A 17,800-nucleotide genomic window follows, 5' to 3' on the forward strand; every position below is an offset into this window, starting at 1 on the left:
CGGGCTCCTCGGTGTCGCGGGGGCGTCACGTGTCGAAGGTGATGAGGTCGTCGAGGAGGCGGGCGGTTTCCTCCGGGAGCGGAAAGGCGGTCGGCTCGGGGTGCTCGGCGGCGGCGAGGGCGCGGTCGAGACCGGCCTCCGCTGCGGTGGCGTCCGACTCCAAGTCCACGTCGTACAGCAGCAGTTCGGCCACCATCCGGCGGTGTACGACGCGCAGCTCGTCCCATGCCTGCTGGGTGACCGGTGTCATCAGGCGCCGGGCGAGCAGCTCGAAGGAGACGTCCTGGAGGTCGGCGTGCGACGTCCGGGGGGTGACGCCCACCTCGGCGAGCGCGTCGTAGGGGAACGGGCCGCCGTCCCAGGCCGTCGACGGGTCCTTGATCACTGAGCCTCCTCCTGTGTGTCCCGCGTCCCGTCGCCGTCCGTCAGCGCGTCGAGTCTGCGCCGGACGGCGTCGAGCAGCGCGCGCCGGATGCGGCTGTTCGTCGGGTCGGCGCGGGTGGCGCGGATCAGATGGTGCAGGGTGCGCTGGATGTCGCCCGCGCCGAGGGACTCCTCGGCGCGGTCCGTCAACAGCCCGGCCCAGGCGGCCAGTTCATTCTCGTCGGGCGGCGTCTCCTCGCTGTCGCTGCGCATCAGGTCGCGCAGTCCGTCCACCCCGAGATCCCGGGCGAGCAGCCGCTCCAGCTCGTCGAGGGCCTCGCCGAGCGTCTCGCGGTAGCCGTGCGTCAGGGCCTGACCGAGGCCCACGTCGAGGAGGCCGAGCGCCTCGTGGAGGATCTTCAGGCGGCCCGGGATCGTGTGCGTGTGCGCGTCGAGGGTGAAGACCAGGGCGCGCGCCAGGTTGTCGCGGGCGTGGCTGGACGCCGGGTTGAGCGTCAGGGCGCGGCGCAGGTCGGCCTCCGCTCCATAGGCGTCGGAACGCATGCCGTACTTGGTGCGCGTGTAGCCGCGCCACACGCCGCGCATGGAGAGCAACGCCGAGAGCTTGGTGGTGAGTTGGTTCACCAGATCGCGGTCGAGCGGGTGCAGGACCGGCGGCACGGCCTCGACGAGCGTGATGGCTTCGTCCAGGCAGTCGCCGCGCTGGGCGCCGCCCCGGTCGACCAGGGCCTCCACGCGGCCGAGCACGGTGCCGACCACCGCCTTCTTGCTGCGGGCCTGCATCCCGGCCCGCCGGGACACCCTGACGAGCTCGGCCCACTCGTCGAGGGCGCGGGCGAGGCCGCCCGCGCCGTCGGTGAGGGCGGTGCGGGCCAGGGCGAGGCGCACGCGCACGGCCAGCTCGACGCCGTCCTTGAGCAACTTTGTCTGCCGGTCGGGCAGTTGGACGTACGCGGGATTGCGGCGCAGGAAGTCCTCGCAGTGCGCGCAGGCCTCGATGTGCGCGGACGGCGTGGGTCCTGCCGCCGGGCCCGCGCAGTCGGCGGGCAGCGTGGTGAGGGTGGCGAAGGCGGGCAGTGCGCGCAGGGCGGGCCCGAACTTGTGGACCTCGGAGAGGACGAAGCTCTGCGCCAACTCGGAGAAGGCCCAGCGCAGTTCGCGTACCGCGTAGACGCCGGGGTCCTTGCCCTGCCCGGCCGCCGCGTCCAGGGCCGCGGCGAGTGCGCCGAGCGGTGCTTCCAGGTGGAGCAGGCGCAGGTAGCGGGGGCCGCAGGCGAGCGGCGCGGCGCCCGCGCCCGGCACGTCACGCAGGCCGCCCATGTCCTTCAGGACGCGGGCGGCGCCCAGCTCGGCTTCGAGCAGGGCTGCCAACTCCTGGTAGGCGGCGGCCTGTTCGGGTCGGTCCTGCTCGGTGTGGCGCTGTTCGCAGACGGACAGCTGCCCGAAGAGGTGCTGGCTCAGTTCGAGGCGCAGCTGGGCCATGTCCTCGCCCGGCAGGTCCCGTGCGTAGCAGGCGGCACGCTCGGCGCGCCAGCCGTCCCAGTACTCGTCGTCGCTCAGCAGCGTCGCCCAGTAGGCGAGCGCCGCCTCCCAGGCGGTGACCGCGTGCTCCCAGGCACCGCTCTGCTCCAGCTCCTGCGCCTGCCAGAACCGGGCGGCGGCCAGTCCGTGGACGACGGCCATGTCCCCCGGAGCCGCCGCGAGCCGCCGCTCCCACTCGGCGGCGGCCGCTTCCCGGTCCCGGGCGAGCAGCAGCAGGAGGGGCGCGTCCTGCGGAAACCGCTCGCACAGATCGCCGACGAGTCCCGCCCCTGCCCCTTCGTCCGGCGAGAGCCCGGCCATCGCGTCGCGCAGCGCGGCGGGGGAGTGCCACCGGTACAGGAGTGCGTCCAGCTGGAGCCGCCGCGCCGGAAGCCGCAGCCGGTCCCAGGCGACGCGCTCGGACCATGTCATGCCGCCGCGTTCGAGGAGCGTGTACGAGGCGTCGTTGACGACGTCCATGGTGGCGCCGGGATCGACGCCCGCGTCACGCAGCGCGAAGTACGGGTACGTGCGGTCGCTCGACGCGAAGGGGTCGGCCACGAGAGGGGCGCTGGTGAGCCCGTCGGCCCACGGCAGCAGTTCGAGCAGCCGGCGGAGCCTGCGGCACCGCGCGTCGGCCCGGTCGAGACCGCCACCGGCCCGCTCGTAGGCGGCGACGGCATCGCTCCACCGCCCGTCCGCCTCCAGCAACCTGCCCTGGGCGTACGCAAGATGAGCCTCCGCGTCCCGATGCCGCAGGCACCCCCGGAAGGCATCGGCGGCCTGCTGCCACTCCTGGTGGGCGTCGGCCAGGCGCCCGCGCGCGTACGCGCCGAGCGCGGCGGCGTCCCGGTGATCCCCGAGCGCGGCGGCCTCGTCCTGGACCCGGTCCCAGTCCCCCTCGGCCTCGGCGAGCCGCACCAGGGCGTACCTCCGGCGAGCGGCGACGTCCTCGAACGCTCCCTGCTCCACGGCACCGAAGGCGGCCACGACGGCACGCCACTCCACGGCACTCGCGGCGCCCCCCTCGGCGATCCGCGCACGCGCGTACCGCCGCCGCACGACGACATCGGCCCAACTGTCGGGCAGCGCATCGTAGGCAAGGCAGACGTCACTCCACGCGCCGACGAGCTCGTGGGCGCGGGCGAGGGCGTAGCGGTGGAGGTGGCGGAGTTCTTGGCCGGGGTTGTCGTGGGGGTCGGGGTGAGGGGCGTCGTCCGTGTCGCCGTACGCGGGAGGGGCGCCGTCCGTGTCGCCGTACACGGCATGCGTGCCTTCCGCGTTGGCGCCCTCCGTGCGGGCGTCCCGCGCGTAACCGTCGCCCCCTTCGGCACCTGCCGGAATCGCCCGTGCGTAGATCTCGCAGGCGCCGCCCCAGTCGCCCGCCGCCTCCGCAAGGCGGCCCTCCGCCTTGCGTCGCAGGATGCCGACCGCGCCCGCGCGGCCCGTGTCCGGTACGTCCGTGAGCAGGCTGAGCACCGCGCCCCAGTCGCCGCGCAACTCGGCGGCGACGCGGGCGCGCGCGTAGCGGCGGCGGTCGCGGACCTCGCCGTGGGCGTACGTGTCGGGCAACCGGCCGAAGCCGTCGATCACGCCGGCCCACTCGGCGCGGGCGTCGGCCGCCCTGCCGCGTGCGTACAGGAGGCGGTCGGGCACGTCGAGGAGGTCCGACGACAGCCGGGTGAAGCAGGCGAGCGCGTCCTGCCAGCGCGACTCGTCCTGGCGGCGGCGCCCCTGCGCGTACGTCCGCAGCGCGTCGGCGTCGTCGAATCCGCAGCCCGCATCGGCCGGGCCCGCATCGGCGCACTCCCCGAACGCCTCCGCCGCCTTCGTCCAGTCGCCGCCGGATGCCGCGACCTGGCCCCGGACGTAGCACTTGCGCGGCCCCACGTCGCGGTAGCCAGGGGGCAACAGGTCGAGGTTCGCCAGCGCATCCGCCCAGTTCCCGACCCCCGCCGCGTCCAGTGCCGCTCGGTACGTCCGCTCCCGCAGCCCGCTCAACCACGGCTCCGTGTCCCACCCTTGAGCGGCGGCGGCCTCCAGCTCGACGAGCGCCTCGGGCCAGGCTTCCCGCTCCGCGGCACACCGGCCCCGCGCGTACAGCAGCCGTACGCCTGCGTCCAGGAAGCCACCGGCGCGGGCGAACCCCTCGGCGGCTTCGGCCCAGGCGCGCCCGCCCTCGGCGACTCGTCCGGAGGCGTAGGCGTGCCAGGAGGGCAGGTCGGGGCCGGGGTCGGGGCTGGGGTCGGGACCGGGGCCGGGGCCGGGGCTGTCTGCGGTGCTGCTTCCGGGGCCTTTTCCGGAGTTCTTCGCTGCGGGGCCCTCTCCGGGGTCGGTTCCGGGACCCGCCCCGGGAGCTTCGCCGGTCCGCCGCGACTCTCCGCCCTCCGCCCTCAGCGCCTCCGCCTCCGCCTCGGCCACCGCCTCCGCGAACCCCGCGTACGCCGCCCCCCAATCCTCCGCCTCGACCGCCCCCCGCCCCCGGACGTACGCCGCCCGCGCCACGGAATCCGCGAGCCCCGCGCACGCCACGTACCCCGCCTCAGCCGTGCCCCACTCCCCGGCGTCCTGCGCGACCCGGCCGCCCACGTACGCGGCGCCCGCCCTGGCACCCTCATGGCCGGAGCGCCGGGCGACGACATCGGCGTACGCGGCTGCGGCGGTCGCCCAGTCGGTGCGGTGGCGGGCCCGCTCGGCGGTGGCGAAGGCCTCGGCCACGTGGAGTTCGTCGCGGGCCGCGGCCAGGCGGGACGCCGCGCCCCTGATGCCCGCGGGGTGGGCGGTGAGCAGCTCCTCGTACCGCGCGATCGCCTCGGCCCAGTTGCCGGCCTCCTCGGCCGCGCGCGCCCGCTCCGCGAGCCCCGTGAGGTGCCGGAGCCGCTCCACCTCCGCGGTGAGGCAGGCCGGCGGCGGTCCGGGCAGCGCGTCACGCAGGGACGCGAACTGGTCGACGACGGCGTCCGCGTCCCGCTCGGCCGCCAGCAGGGCGCAGAGCTTCTCCAGCTCGTCCCAGGCGAGTTCGAACGCCGCCTCCGCCCGCAGCCGCCGCTGCTCGTCCTCGAACTGACGGGTCTCGGCCCGCAGTATCCGCTGCACCTGCGCCCACTGCCCCAGATCGCGCTGGAACCGCGCCGCACCGATCAGAACCGTCGAGTCGACGTGCCCGACCGGGCTCTGGAAGGCCCGCAGCGCGTCCGCGCCCTCGCGCAGCGGATCGGCGACCGCGCCGCCGTCGTCCCGTACCTCCCGCGCCTTGAACAGCCAGCCCTGCCGACAGGACTCGTGCAGGAACAGCGTGGGCGTCGCCCACTCCACCGCCGTGTGCCCCGGCAGATGCGAGATGCGGCGTCGCGCCGCGCCCACGGCCTCGTCGATGGTGCGGTTCGCCGCGAGCCCCTTGAACAGCTCCGGGCTGAACTGCCCCGCCGACACATCGCTCACCCGCCCCCGCATCGCCACCACGGCAGGCACGCCCCCGCCGATCAGCGCCTGGGCTAGCCCGGAGAACGGCTCGGCGAGCGAACTGTCCGCCCCGGAACAGAGGTTGAGCGTCACGAGGCGCAGCCCCGGGGCCTTCAGGAGGATCCCGCTCAGCAGGTCGGCGGGCACGCGGTCGACTCCGCCGTCCTCGGTCTCCAGGGCCACCACGCCCTTGCCGAGTTCATGGTCGTACGTCCCGTGCGCGATGAGCAGCAGCGCGGTCGGCAGCGGGGAGTGGGCGCCGATGGCCGCCTCCAGGCTCTTGCGCGTCGCACGGCCGAGCACCGTGGTCCGCACCGCGACCTCGGGCAACTCGTGCCGTAGAGCGGCCACTTCGGCGTCGGGACGCAGCGGCGGGAGGCCCGCGCCGACGGGCGACGCGCAGGCCACGAGCAGCCGGATCAGGCTCGGCTCGTCCGCGGGCTCGGGAAGCCGCTGGCCCAGCGGGCCGCCGGGCAGCGAACGCACCAGTGAGTACCCGTGGTTGAGGGCGAGCGACTGCTGCGGCTGTCCCGGCGGCGCGCACAGCGCCTCCAGCGGGAGGTCGCGCAGCTCCTCCGGCACGTCGAACCGGATCCGCAGCCCGCGCGCGGGCCGCATCCGCTGCGCCCGCTCCAACGCCAGGCCGACGCACGCACCGACACCTTCCGGGTGCCGCTCGCCTCCGCCCGTACCGAAGAGCAGGCTGAAGACGCCGCGGCCAAGGCCCCTGAGCTGCGCCACCGTGTGCTGCTCGCCCATGGGGGACAGGCCGAGCTCGGCCGAGATCAGCTGGTCCCACTGGGCGCGGAACGCGGCGGGTTCGCCGTTCACCGCGATCACTTCGGCGGCGGTCGCGGGGCCGTTGGCGGTGACGAGATAGCGGGACATGCCGATGGGGCGGATACGGATGCGGAGTTCTTCGTAGGCGAGCATCGGCTGCCGTCACCTCCCGCTCTCTTGCTGCTCCGCCGTGACGTGATCCAGGTCGGCGACGGCCGCGTCGAGCTGCTCGGTCAGCTCCGGGTCGTCGGGGAAGTGGACCAGTGCCGCGCTGAGTTGGCCCACTGCTTCCCGCAGGGTCGCCCTGGCTCCGGACACGCTCCCCGAACGCCATCGCCGCGCCGCGAGCCCGCGCAGTACGACGCCGAGGCTGACCTGCGCGCGCAGCAGATGCGGGTTGAAGGCGACGGAGCGCCTCAGATCCTCGGCGGGTGCGTCGAGCGAGGTGCCGTCCCGGTTGACCGCCATGATGCCCCGGTCGGCGAGCAGCCGCGCCAACTGCCCTTCCAGGCGGCCTCTTTCATTGGCTCCGGTGATGGCACGCACCGCGTCGAGCGTGTCCACGGCCCGCGTCGGATCCCCGGCGCGATGCGCTGCCCGCGCCGCGCCGAGCGCCAGGTCGACGACCGCAGCCTGGGTCTCGCGGTACCGCTCCAGCTCCCTGCTGTGCACGAGGGCGCGCCGCCAGGAGGCCGCCGCGGCGCCGAAGTCGGGCCGGGCGGCGGTGAGTTCGCCGCGCCCCAGATCGATCCGGGCCCGCAGCGCGAGGGTGCGGGCGTCGCGCGCGAGGCGGTGGTGCTTGTCGGGGTGCCCGGCGTAGGAGGGGTTCAGCTCGTCGAAGCGGCCGCAGTCCGGTTCGCAGATGGCGGCGGCCACGCCGGGCGGACTCGCGGAGTCTTTACGCGGGGATGCGCTCGCCCGAGTCGTGGTCGTCCGCTCGCGACACCTGCGGCAGCGCAACTCGGTGAGGGCGGCGAGGGCTTCGCCGGGCTTGCCCTGCCGCAACAGCAGCTGGGCGAAGCCAAGTTCGGAGAAGGCGTACGTCAGCCGATCCCGCCCGTCAGCACTGGCACCCGCGCCCGCCTGGACGCCTGCGCCCGCACCTGTATCGGCACCGGCACCCGCGGCCGCCTGGACGTCTGCCCCCGCACCTCCATCGGCACCGGCGCCCGCACCTGCATCTGCGCCCGCCCCGGCACCCGCACCGGCGCCCGCATCGGCGCCAGCGCCCGGACCTGCATCGGCACCTGCGCCTGCGCCTGCGCCCGCACCTGCGCCTGCGCCTGCGCCCGCACCGCCATCGGCACCGGCACCGGCACCGGCACCTGCGCCCGTACCCGCATCTGTGCCAGCGCTCGCACCTGCGCCCGCCCCGGCGCCAGCGCTCGGACCTGCATCGGCACCTGCGCCCGAATTGGTGCCTGCGCCCGCACCGGCATTGGTGCCTGCGCCCGCATCGGCATCGGTACCAGCGCCATTGGCGCCTGCGCCCGCGCCAGCATCTGCGCCCGCATCCATATCTGCGCCAGCGCCCGCACCCGCATCGGGGCCCGCGCCAGCGCCCGCACCGGCATCGGGGCCCGCGCCAGCGCCCGCACCGGCATCGGGGCCCGCGCCAGCGCCCGCACCGGCATCGGCGCCCGCGCCAGCGCCCGCACCGGCATCGGCGCCCGCGCCAGCGCCCGCACCGGCATCGGCGCCCGCGCCAGCGCTCGCACCGGCATCGGTACCAGCGCCCGCGCCAGCACCTGCGCTCGCACCCACATCTGCGCCAGCACCCACATCTGCGCCAGCACCCACATCTGCGCCAGCACCCACATCTGCGCCAGCGCCCGCATCGGCGCCAGCGCCAGCACCCGAACCGGAATCAGCCCCGACACCGACGATGCTCGCGGCGAAGGCCCCGAAGTCGTCGACCAGGCCAAGCCCCGCGACACGCAACGGCCCGCACACCAAGGCCTCACCGCCGGGCCCGGCAGCGAACCCGCCCACCCCGGCCAGGATCTTCGCGGCCTCCGCCTCCCGCTGAAGCAGCGCCCCCGGCGGCACGCGGCACCCGGCGTCGCCCTCCGGCATCCGCCGCTCAAGCAGCTCTCGCAGATCGGCCCGGAGCCCGGCGGCGAGTGCCGCCTCCACGGGTACGCCGAACCTGCTCTCGGCCGATGCGCGCCGGTGCTCCCAGAAGGAGTCGTCGTGCAGGAGCGCGCCCCAGGCGGCGACACACCGCTCCCAGCGTTGCGCGGCATCACCGGCCGTACGGCCTTTCGCGTCCCCCGAGTTGAGCAGTGCGAGGGCCAGCGTGTGGGTGATCCGGTGGTCGGCTGGGTCGCGTCGGGCGGCGTCCTCCAGGAGTTCGACGGCGGCTTCGCGCCGCCCGCCGAGCACGAGGGCGACCGCGTACAGCGGCACGGACTCGCGCTCCACCGGCCCGGGCAGCCGCCGCGAGGCATCGATGAGGCGGGCGGCCCGATCCCAAGCCCGAGCCCCACCCCCATCCGGAGCCCCATCCCGAGCCCCACCCTCATCCCGACCCCGAGCCCCATCCCGACCCTGATCCCGACCCTGATCCCGATCCCGAGCCCCATCCCGAGCCTGATCTCGACCCCGAGCCCGAGCCCTATCCCGAGCCCCACCCCGTACCGCCCCGGACTCCCCACGCCCCCCTGAACCGCCCGTCATCCCGGCCAGCGCCGCCTTCCGCAGCAACAGGGCAAACTCCCCCGACGTGCCGCCACCGGACAGCGCCTCCATCACCCAGCGTGCGTCGGCGTCCAGCGCGTCCTTGTCGCTCGCCGCGCGCAGATCGTCAAGGGCATCCGCGTACCGCCCCAACCGCACGCGCACGTAAGCCCGTTGGACCAGCGACCGGCGGTGGGGTCTCGCACACCCGAGTGCCGAGGTGAAGTACGCGTCCGCGGCCTCGTACGCCGCCCGATGTGCCGCCGCGCACCCCAGCCAGTGCAGGGGCTCGGCCTCGTTGGGACGTAACTCGTGCGCCCGCTCGAACTCGGCGGCGCCTTGCTCGGCGTCCCCCGCCGCGAGGCGGACCCGCCCGAGGCCGACATGGACGCGGCCCAGGAGAGTCTCGCGGATTCCCTCGTCGTCGTACGCCCTGTCCCTGTCCCTGTCCCCGTCCCGGTCCCCGACCAGGGCGAGCGCAGCCAGGAAGTCCCGCTCGGCGGCGTCCCCGTCGTGGCGCGCCAAGCTCGACTCGCCCCTGGAACACGCCTCTTCCGCCCCGGACCACGCCTCCTCCGCACGGCTCAGGTCAGCATGCGGCCCCACGTCACACCACCCCCCTTCCCCGTTCCCCGCAACCGTTCCCCGCTCCCGTTCCCCGGTCCCGGCGGGTCAGCCGGCCGCTTCGTCCAGTTCGGAGCGCCAGCGGCCCTGCGCGCTGTCGTAGTGCAGCGGTCCCTCGCTGAACCGTGCCAGGTCGAGGCCCAGAAGCTGCTCGTACGCCTCGCCCGGCAGCCCCGGCTCCAGGATCACGCTCAGTCCCGTACGCCGGTCCTGGAGCACCAGCGGCCGAGGGGCGGGATCGGCAGGATCGGTGGGATCAGCGGGGTCGGAGGGGTCGGAGGGATCCGCCGCGCGCGACGAACGGCGCACGACATCCTTGAACGCCGTGTACGAGTCCTTGACCGCCTCCGCGCCGAGCCCGCTCAGGAACGCCTGCAAGGGCAGGGACGCCAGCATGATCCAGGGGATGTCCGCCGCGCCCCGGTGGTCGACCGCGCGGCGCACCCGCGCCGTGTGGACGCCGAGACCCTCCAGTGCGGAGATCAGCTCCCGCCGCAGGTCGTCAGAGGCGTCCCGGTCGAGGAGCAGCTCCGCGGGCAGCGGTGCGTCGGTCATGTGGGCGGTCCTTCCCGGAGGTGATCTCGATCCCCCGCCCGGAGCCGATGCCGTACTCCCGCTCCTGCCGAGCTGATCTCCGTCCCGCAGCCTAGAGGCGGTAGCCGCACCGGTGCGGGAAAATCTACGATTCCGCCGCTGCCGCCTCCACGGCCCTCCGCTCCAGCTCGGCGAGGCGCGCGTCGGCCGCCGCGCGGCCCTCGTCGGTGTCCTGGAGCGACCGGTGCAGACGCTGCGCCCGTATCGCCTGGGTGTAGTCGCCGATCAGTGCCAACTCGTCGCGCAGGACGGCCAGTTGAGCCGCATCCGAACCCGTGTCGTCCAGCTCACGGATCAGGTAGGTGCGGGCGGCCTCCACCATCCCCTGGTCCCGCGCGAGTTCGAGCCAGGTGGATTCCGGTTCGTCGTCGGGGTCCATCCCATAGTTGGAATCGTCGAACGAGCGAGCCCACTCCTGGACTTGACCGGCCTCACCCGGGAGCCCGGCGAGCCCGCACCAGGTGTCGTACGTCGTCTCATGGGCCTCGCGCAGCAGCGGCAGGTCCTCGGCCAGGCCATGGAGCCCCACCAGGACCACGGCGAGCCGCAGTTCGTCGGACATGGAGGCGTCCGCCTCGTGCTTGAGGAGGTGGCGCAGGAGCGCGCGGTCGGTGTTCCGCCGGTCGTACTGCGCGGCGCGCAGAGCCGCCACCCTGCGCGGCCGGTCCCCGGCGACGCCGTCCCAGACCGTGCGGTCGCCCGTCCGCAGCAGGGCCAGGTCGGTGCGGCCCCTGGCGAGCACCTGTTCCCACAGGGGCGGGCGCGGATGCGGATCGAGGCGCTGGTACGCCAAGTGCTCGACGGCGTTGAGGAGGAGGTGGTCCGGTTCGGTGCGCAGGAGCGCGGCGTGCAGGCGCGCGACGAGCTGTGCGGGGGAGCGTTCGGGGAACCCGAGCGCGGCCCGCAGCTCGGCGCGGCGCGCGTCGAGATCGGGCACGCAGTCCTCGCGGAAGTCACCCTCCGTGTCGGCGATCTCGGCGAGTATCCGCGCCTCGCCGTCGGTCGGCGACAGACCTACGTAGTCGTGCCAGCCGGGCAGGCCGACGAGGATCTCCAGGGCCTCGTCCACGGTGTCCCCGATGGTCCCCGCGGACCCCTCGGAGTCGGCGTACAGCACGGATCCGTCCCCGCACACGAAATACGTGCCCCCGGAGTCGTCCCCCGCGACCGGGTCCAGCGGCCCGCCCGACGCGAGGCGGACCTCTTCGACGTGGTCCGCGCGGGACAGGTCGAATGCGAAAGGGAACGCGGCCAGCTCGGCCAGACGTGGGTCCTGTCGCAGCAGACGGAGTGCACGTTCGGTCATGCTCCGAAAGTAACAGCGGTCACTGACGGCAGACCCTCAACAGGACTACCCGATTCCATATGCGGTTTCCGATACTTTTCTTGCAGAATGAGGGATTCGTGGAACTTGGCTGAGGCGCCGCCAGTCTTCTGATGTAAGGGGGCGGCCACTGACCGGGCCGTTCAACGGGCCGCACGACAGCGGCCGTTGCACTGCTCTGCATCGCCTTCTTGCTTTGCATTGATCAACGTGGTCATACCGAAGGAGGCCCTGAAGTTCGACCACGGGGCGGGGCACGGCGGTCATGACGGGGGCCACGGCGGGAGCGGGCACGAAGGGAGGCCACGCGGGCTGACGGAGGCTGCGGGGCGGCCGGTGTCCGCGTCGGCCGCACACGTGGACGTCACTCGTTCGTGAATCGTCGCGCCGGGTCACGCCGGGTAGGGCTGTGGCCGGAGGCGAGCCATGGAACAGACTGCGTTGCGTCCCAAGCCGATGCCCGGACAGGATTCCGGCGGAGGCGGCGGCAAGTTCGGCATCGGCCGGAAGCTCGGCATCGGCCGGAGGTCCGGCAGAGGCGGCGGGCTCGGTATGGCCCGGAGACTCGGCATGGGCCGGAAGACCGGTGCCCGGCGGACATCCGGCACGGGTCACAGATCCGGTCCCGGCCACCGCCCGCACGCCGCGCGGCGGCGCGGGCGGCGGATGATCACCCTGCTCCTCGGGCTGCTCTTCTCGGCCGTCCTCGTGCTGTCGGGGGTGGGGCTCGGCACCGTCAGCGCCACTGTCATCGGCATGAGCAAGCTCGCCGACATGCAGAAGGAGGCGCAGAAGCAGGCCCAGGCACAGGGCGGCGCCAAGGGGCAGGGCGGCGGGCGGGCGGGACCGGGAGGACCGGGAGGACCAGGAGGACCGGCGGGGCCCGGCGCGCCGGCTGCTCCGGGCACGGCCTCCAAGTCCGACGCCCCGCCGAAGCCGCCGCGGAAGGAGCCGGGCAAGGCGCCGGACAAGGCTCCGGACAAGGCCGGGGAGCGGGCCGCCGCGCGCCCCGCCATCGGCGTGGAGGCGGTCGACGCCCCCAGGGGCGCAGGTGCCCTGCTCGTCGGCGTGCACAGCCCGGGTCCCGGCCACACCGCGGGTCTCGTACGCGGCGACGTGGTGCTCGCCTTCGGCGGGACCCGCACCGCTTCGGCCAAGGCCCTCGCGGCCGCGGTCGCCGCCGCTGACCCGGGAAGGAACGTCACTGTGAGCGTCCGCCACGAGAGCGGAGTGCGGCAGTCCCTGTCGGTGACGCCGGGCTTCGTGACGTGAGGTGAGGGAGTGGCGTGAGGTGAGGGACGTGGCGTGAACGGGGAGCGAGGCGGCAGGGCTCGACGCCCTGTCGTGACGTGGCGGGGGCCGCCGTAACCCGGTCGCGTACGCGCGGCGGTGCGGGCAGGATCGGCTTCATTGGCAGCGCGCCGTACGAGCAGCAGGCCGTACGCGCACCAGTGAGCAGCCCTGGAGGCCCCCATGACCGGCACCCCCGCGCCCTTCACCGCCGACGACTACAAGGCCCGCATGGACCGCGCCGCGGCCACGGCGGCGGACGCGGGGCTCGCGGGACTGCTCGTCGCGCCCGGCCCCGACATGGTCTGGCTCACCGGCTACCGGCCGACCGCCGACACCGAGCGCCTCACCGTCCTCGTGCTCGCGGTGGGACAGGAGCCGGTGCTCGTGGTGCCCACCCTGGAGGCCCCGGACGCACAGCGGGCGGCGGGCGCGAGCGCGCTCTCGCTGCGTGACTGGACCGACGGGAAGGACCCCTACGCCGCGACCGCGCCGCTCCTGGACGTCGACGGCCGCTTCGGGATCAGCGACAACTCCTGGGCCATGCATCTGCTCGGTTTCCAGAAGGAGCTGCCGAACACCTCCTACGTGTCCCTCACCGAAGCGCTCCCCATGCTCCGCGCCGTCAAGGACGCCGCGGAGCTCGAGCGCCTCGCGGCGGCCGGTGCCGCCGCGGACTCGACGTACGAAGAGATCAAGAAGGTTCCGTTCGCGGGCCGCAAGGAGACCGACGTCGCCGCCGATCTCGCCGATCTGCTGCGGCAGTTCGGGCACTCCCAGGTCGACTTCACCGTCGTGGGATCCGGCCCGAACGGCGCCAATCCGCACCACGAGGCGGGCGAACGCGTCATCGGCCACGGCGACATGGTCGTCCTGGACTTCGGCGGCCTGCTGCACGGCTACGGCTCGGACACCTCGCGCACGGTGCACGTGGGCGAGCCCGATGCCGAGGAGCAGCGGGTCCACGACATAGTCCGCGAGGCGCAGGAAGCCGGCTGCCGCGCGGTGCGGCCCGGCGCCGCCTGCCAGGACGTCGACAGGGCGGCGCGGGCGGTGATCACCGACGCCGGGTACGGCGATCAGTTCATCCACCGCACCGGGCACGGCATCGGTGTCACCACCCACGAGCCGCCTTACATGATCGAGGGCGAGGAGCTGCCGCTCGTGCCCGGCATGTGCTTCTCCGTGGAGCCCGGCATCTATCTGCCGGGCCGCTTCGGAGTGCGCATCGAGGACATCGTGACGGTCACCGATGACGGCGTACGGCGCCTGAACTCCACGCCGCGCGAGCTGACGATCGTCAACTGACCGCTGCCGTCGGCCTCATGGCGTCGCGAGCACCGCGCACGACTCGGCGGGCAGCCGCAGCAGCCCGTCCGCGCCCGGCGCGGTGACCGGCTCCCACGCCGCGAGCACCCGCGCTCCCCGGCCGCCCAACGGGATGTCGACCGCCTCCTTGCCGATGTTCACCGCGATCCGCAGATCACCGCGCCGGAGTGCGAACCAGCGCGCGCTCTCGTCGTACGCGACCCGCAGCGCCGCCATATCGGGGTCGAGGAGGTCGCCGCGGGCGCGGCGCAGGGCGATCAGTTCGCGGTACCAGGCCAGCACGCGCGCGTGCGGGTCGGTCAGGGGCTCGGCCCAGTCGAGGCAGGAGCGGTTCCTGGTGGCCGGGTCCTGCGGATCCGGGATGTCGCCCTCGGCCCACCCGTGCGCGGCGAACTCCCGCCGCCTGCCCCGGCGCACGGCATCCGCGAGCTCGGGATCGGTGTGGTCCGTGAAGAACTGCCAGGGCGTGGCGGCGCCCCACTCCTCGCCCATGAACAGCATCGGCGTGAAAGGCCCGGTGAGGGTGAGCGCGGCGGCGCAGGCGAGCAGGCCGGGGGAGAGGGTGGCGGAGAGCCGGTCTCCTTGTGCGCGGTTGCCGATCTGGTCGTGGGTCTGCGTATAGCCGAGGAAGCGGTACGCGGGCGTCCGGGCGCGGTCCACGGGACGGCCGTGCCTGCGCCCCCGGAAGGTCGAGTACGTGCCGTCGTGGAAGAACCCGCCCGTGAACGTCTTGGCGAGCGCGGCGAAGGGTGCGTGGGCGAAGTCTTCGTAGTAGCCGTGCGATTCGCCGGTGAGCGCGGTGTGCAGCGCGTGGTGGAAGTCGTCGTTCCACTGCGCGTGCAGGCCGAGCCCGCCCTCCGCGCGCGGGGTGACGACCCGCGGATCGCCCTGGTCCGACTCGGCGATCAGCGAGAGCGGCCTGCCGAGTTCCCCGGCCAGCTCGTCCACGGCCGCCGAGAGCTCCTCCAGGAAGTGCCGCGCGCGCGTGTCGCGCAGCGCGTGCACCGCGTCCAGGCGCAGGCCGTCCAGACGGTAGTCGCGCAGCCAGGCGAGGGCGCTTTCGATCAGGTACGCGCGTACCTCGTCCGAGCCGGGGGCGTCCAGGTTGACGGCGGCGCCCCATGGTGTGTGGTGGGTGTCCGTGAAGTAGGGGCCGAACGCGGGCAGATGGTTGCCGGACGGGCCGAGGTGGTTGTGGACCACGTCGAGCACGACGCCCATGCCGCGCGCGTGCGCCGCGTCGACGAATCGTTTCAGCGCCTCGGGGCCGCCGTACGGCTCGTGCACGGCCCACAGGGACACGCCCTCGTACCCCCAGCCGTGCCGCCCCGGGAACGGGCAGAGGGGCATCAGCTCCACGTGCGTGACACCCAGTTCGGCGAGGTGGCCGAGCCGCCCCGCGGCCGAGTCGAGCGTGCCGTCCGGTGTGTACGTCCCCACATGCAGCTCGTACAGGACCGCGTCCCGCACCCCGCGCCCCGCCCAGGGCGCGCGCCAGGCGTACCGGTCGTGGTCGACGACGGCGCTGAGCCCGTCGGGGCCGTCCGGCTGGCGCCGCGAGCGGGGATCGGGCAGCACGGGGCCGCCGTCGAGCGAGAAGCCGTAGCGCGCCCCGTCGGCGGCGTCCGCCTCCACCGTCCACCACCCGGCCCGGCCTTCGGCGCGCTCCAACGCGCGCGTGGCGCCCTCGCACAGCAGCGCGACGCGCTCCGCCCCCGGTGCCCACACCTCGAACTCCACTGACAGTTCCCCCTTGTCTGTCATCTGTCCGTCATCCGCTGCCGGTCATCCGTGTTGATCTGTCCTCATCCGTACGTCATCCGTGGTGACGCCCGTCCATCGTGCTGCAGAAGTGATCGGTGCGGGGTCGTTCCGCGTTTTCTGGACACCCCGGCCGAGCTGACCGACAATCAGCAGGGTGACGTCGTCCTTTGAGATCCACACGTACCCCGCGCGGCTGACCGACGCCGAGCGCGACAGGGCACTTGAGGTGCTCAGGGAGGGCGCTGCCCTCGGCAAGCTGTCGCACGACACGTTCGTGCGGCGCATGGAGCTGGCGCTCGCCGCTCGCCAGCCCGACGAACTCGCCGCGCTCACCGCCGACCTGCGGACCGAGGGGCGCTTCTCGCGGGCGGTGTTCGGCACCGTCGGCGCGGTCTCCGGGTTCACGGTCCGGCTGCGCAGGGCCTGGCAGGCCGAGAAGCTGCCGAAGCTGCTCCTGCCGGTGCCGACGAACCCGCATCCGCTGCGGATCGGCCGCGACCCCGCGAACGGCCTCAGGCTCAGCCACGAGACCGTCTCCCGGGTGCACGCCGAGCTGAGCAGGCAGGGCGGCATGTGGGTGGTGCGCGACCTCGGGTCGACCAACGGCACGTCGGTGAACGGCCGCAGGGTGATCGGTGCGGCCGTCGTCCAGGACGGCGATCAGGTCAGCTTCGGGAAGATGGGCTTCCGGCTCTCCGGTTCGTGAAGCCCCTTCGGGGACGGCGCGCGGTGTGCGCGTCGTCAATCGCCCCGCACACGCGCGTGGCGTGCGGCCGCGACCGTCGTCCGTGACTGGTGCTCGACCTGGTCCTCCAGCGGCACCCAGCGCGCCCTGAACCGCTCGGCGAACGCGTCGCTCCAGTGCAGGACGAGCCGTTCGAGGCGGGGCGCCGCCCGGTCGCCCGCCGCCTCCAGGACCCGCAGCAGCATCGCGGCCGCCCGCAGCGGAAGGCGGCGCCCGAAGGCGTCGACGCTGCCGATGTACGCCATCGACGTCCCGGCGGGCGGCAGCCCTGCCCAGTCGTCGGCGAGGCCGGGCACCAGGTCGAGCGCCCAGCGCGCCGCGCGCAGCAGTGGTCCCTGCGCTTCGGGGAGCCGCGGCAGCGCCTCGCTGAGGATGTCCTCGACCAGGCGCGCGTCATGGCGCAGCCGCTCCGAGAAGCCGCGCAGCGCGAGCACCGGGGAGGGATGCAGGGTCAGGTCGTCCACCAGGTCGCTGGCCCACATCGGGACCTCGACGATGGCGGTCAGGCCGCCGTACCGGTGGGCGTGGTGCCAGGTGGTGTGCCGGGCGTCCTCGGGAAGGCTCGGATAGGCGGCCGCCGAACCGGGGCCCGGCAGCACATGCACCCCCGGCCCCGAGACCGGCCAGCCCGCGGCGTCCGAGGCCCCCGTCTCCACCGGGATGTGCAGCTCCGCCGCGGACTTGGCGAACGGCTCGGCGAGCCCCGGGATGTCCCGCGTCAACTGCACCCAGCTGCCGCCGAGATCGGTTCCGTGCAGGGACACCTGCAGGTAGGGCCGCAGTTCGTCGATGACGCCGGTCAGGGCGCGGGTCTCGGGCGGCAGCCGGTCGGGCGGCAGCACCGAGGGCGACCACTCCGGCTGTTCGGGTCCGGCGGGGCGGAAGAAGTGCCGGTGGTAGTCGAACAGGGTGCGCGGGGCGGGCGTGCGGTGCAGGTTCGCGCCGTCCGGGTCGGCGCACAGGAGGAAGTGCCAGGAGGTGTCCGCGCGGAGGTCCTCGTCCCGCAGGGTCCACTCCGCGAGGTTGAGCAGCGTCGAACCGCCGGTCGGTTCGTTCGAGTGGGCGCCGGCGACGATCAGGACGGCGCGGCGGGAGCGGCCGACGGACAGCAGGTGCAGTGGCCTTCCTGCGCGCGATGAGCCCACCTGGCGCAGGGTGCTGAGCTCGGGCCGGTGGGCTGCCAACTCCCGGGCGGACAGCACGAGTTCGGCCACATTGGGATACCTCTGCTCCGCCAGTTGACTCACCCCCGTCTTGTCCGCTGACGCAATCCGCAGTACGCCACGCGGTCGGGCGGGTGTCAA

12 protein-coding genes are annotated in these 17,800 nt (G+C 74.1%); 4 read left to right on the forward strand and 8 right to left on the reverse strand.

Going from position 1 to position 17,800, the window contains the following annotated elements; all coding sequences use genetic code 11:
- Window positions 1-25 precede the first annotated feature (25 nt).
- From AC07AG_RS06020 to AC07AG_RS06035, 4 genes are all read right to left on the reverse strand, one after another.
- Complete coding sequence (locus AC07AG_RS06020) at window positions 26-385, reverse strand: hypothetical protein (protein WP_478752326.1); 360 nt, start codon at window positions 383-385, stop codon at window positions 26-28.
- Window positions 382-6,300, reverse strand: coding sequence for a CHAT domain-containing protein (locus AC07AG_RS06025; RefSeq protein WP_478752328.1), 5,919 nt, complete (start codon window positions 6,298-6,300; stop codon window positions 382-384). Before AC07AG_RS06025 ends, AC07AG_RS06020 begins: the two co-directional genes overlap by 4 nt.
- A gap of 9 nt (window positions 6,301-6,309) precedes the next feature.
- Complete coding sequence (locus AC07AG_RS06030) at window positions 6,310-7,023, reverse strand: hypothetical protein (RefSeq protein ID WP_478752330.1); 714 nt, start codon at window positions 7,021-7,023, stop codon at window positions 6,310-6,312.
- Between the two features lie 167 nt (window positions 7,024-7,190).
- The gene (locus AC07AG_RS06035; protein WP_478752332.1) at window positions 7,191-8,027 is read right to left on the reverse strand and encodes a hypothetical protein; all 837 of its coding nucleotides are present in this window, start codon (window positions 8,025-8,027) and stop codon (window positions 7,191-7,193) included.
- A 313-nt stretch (window positions 8,028-8,340) separates the two neighbouring features.
- On the opposite strand from AC07AG_RS06035, the gene AC07AG_RS06040 reads away from it, so the two are divergent.
- On the forward strand, window positions 8,341-8,814 hold the full coding sequence (locus AC07AG_RS06040; protein WP_478752333.1) for a hypothetical protein: 474 nt from the start codon (window positions 8,341-8,343) through the stop codon (window positions 8,812-8,814).
- A 684-nt stretch (window positions 8,815-9,498) separates the two neighbouring features.
- On the opposite strand, the gene AC07AG_RS06045 is transcribed toward AC07AG_RS06040, so the two are convergent.
- Both AC07AG_RS06045 and AC07AG_RS06050 read right to left on the reverse strand, forming a co-directional pair.
- A complete protein-coding gene (locus AC07AG_RS06045) occupies window positions 9,499-10,005 on the reverse strand; it encodes a hypothetical protein (RefSeq protein ID WP_478752335.1) in 507 nt (168 codons plus the stop codon).
- Between the two features lie 124 nt (window positions 10,006-10,129).
- Window positions 10,130-11,350, reverse strand: a complete 1,221-nt coding sequence (locus AC07AG_RS06050) for a hypothetical protein (RefSeq protein WP_478752336.1) — start codon at window positions 11,348-11,350, stop codon at window positions 10,130-10,132.
- Between the two features lie 444 nt (window positions 11,351-11,794).
- Between AC07AG_RS06050 and AC07AG_RS06055 the strand changes: the two genes are divergently transcribed.
- Both AC07AG_RS06055 and AC07AG_RS06060 read left to right on the forward strand, forming a co-directional pair.
- Entirely contained in the window at window positions 11,795-12,640 is an 846-nt protein-coding gene (locus AC07AG_RS06055; protein WP_478752337.1) for a PDZ domain-containing protein, read from the forward strand.
- Between the two features lie 201 nt (window positions 12,641-12,841).
- The gene (locus tag AC07AG_RS06060) at window positions 12,842-13,966 is read left to right on the forward strand and encodes an aminopeptidase P family protein (RefSeq protein ID WP_478752339.1); all 1,125 of its coding nucleotides are present in this window, start codon (window positions 12,842-12,844) and stop codon (window positions 13,964-13,966) included.
- A gap of 15 nt (window positions 13,967-13,981) precedes the next feature.
- Here AC07AG_RS06060 and treZ read toward each other — a convergent pair whose 3' ends face one another.
- Complete coding sequence (gene treZ, locus AC07AG_RS06065) at window positions 13,982-15,727, reverse strand: malto-oligosyltrehalose trehalohydrolase (protein ID WP_478753896.1); 1,746 nt, start codon at window positions 15,725-15,727, stop codon at window positions 13,982-13,984.
- A 178-nt stretch (window positions 15,728-15,905) separates the two neighbouring features.
- On the opposite strand from treZ, the gene AC07AG_RS06070 reads away from it, so the two are divergent.
- The gene (locus AC07AG_RS06070; RefSeq protein ID WP_478752341.1) at window positions 15,906-16,457 is read left to right on the forward strand and encodes an FHA domain-containing protein; all 552 of its coding nucleotides are present in this window, start codon (window positions 15,906-15,908) and stop codon (window positions 16,455-16,457) included.
- Between the two features lie 35 nt (window positions 16,458-16,492).
- Here the strand turns inward: AC07AG_RS06070 and AC07AG_RS06075 are convergent, their stop codons facing one another.
- Complete coding sequence (locus tag AC07AG_RS06075) at window positions 16,493-17,743, reverse strand: M14 family zinc carboxypeptidase (protein ID WP_478752343.1); 1,251 nt, start codon at window positions 17,741-17,743, stop codon at window positions 16,493-16,495.
- Window positions 17,744-17,800 lie beyond the last annotated feature (57 nt).

It is taken from the genome of Streptomyces sp. NPDC044044 (assembly GCF_056434405.1).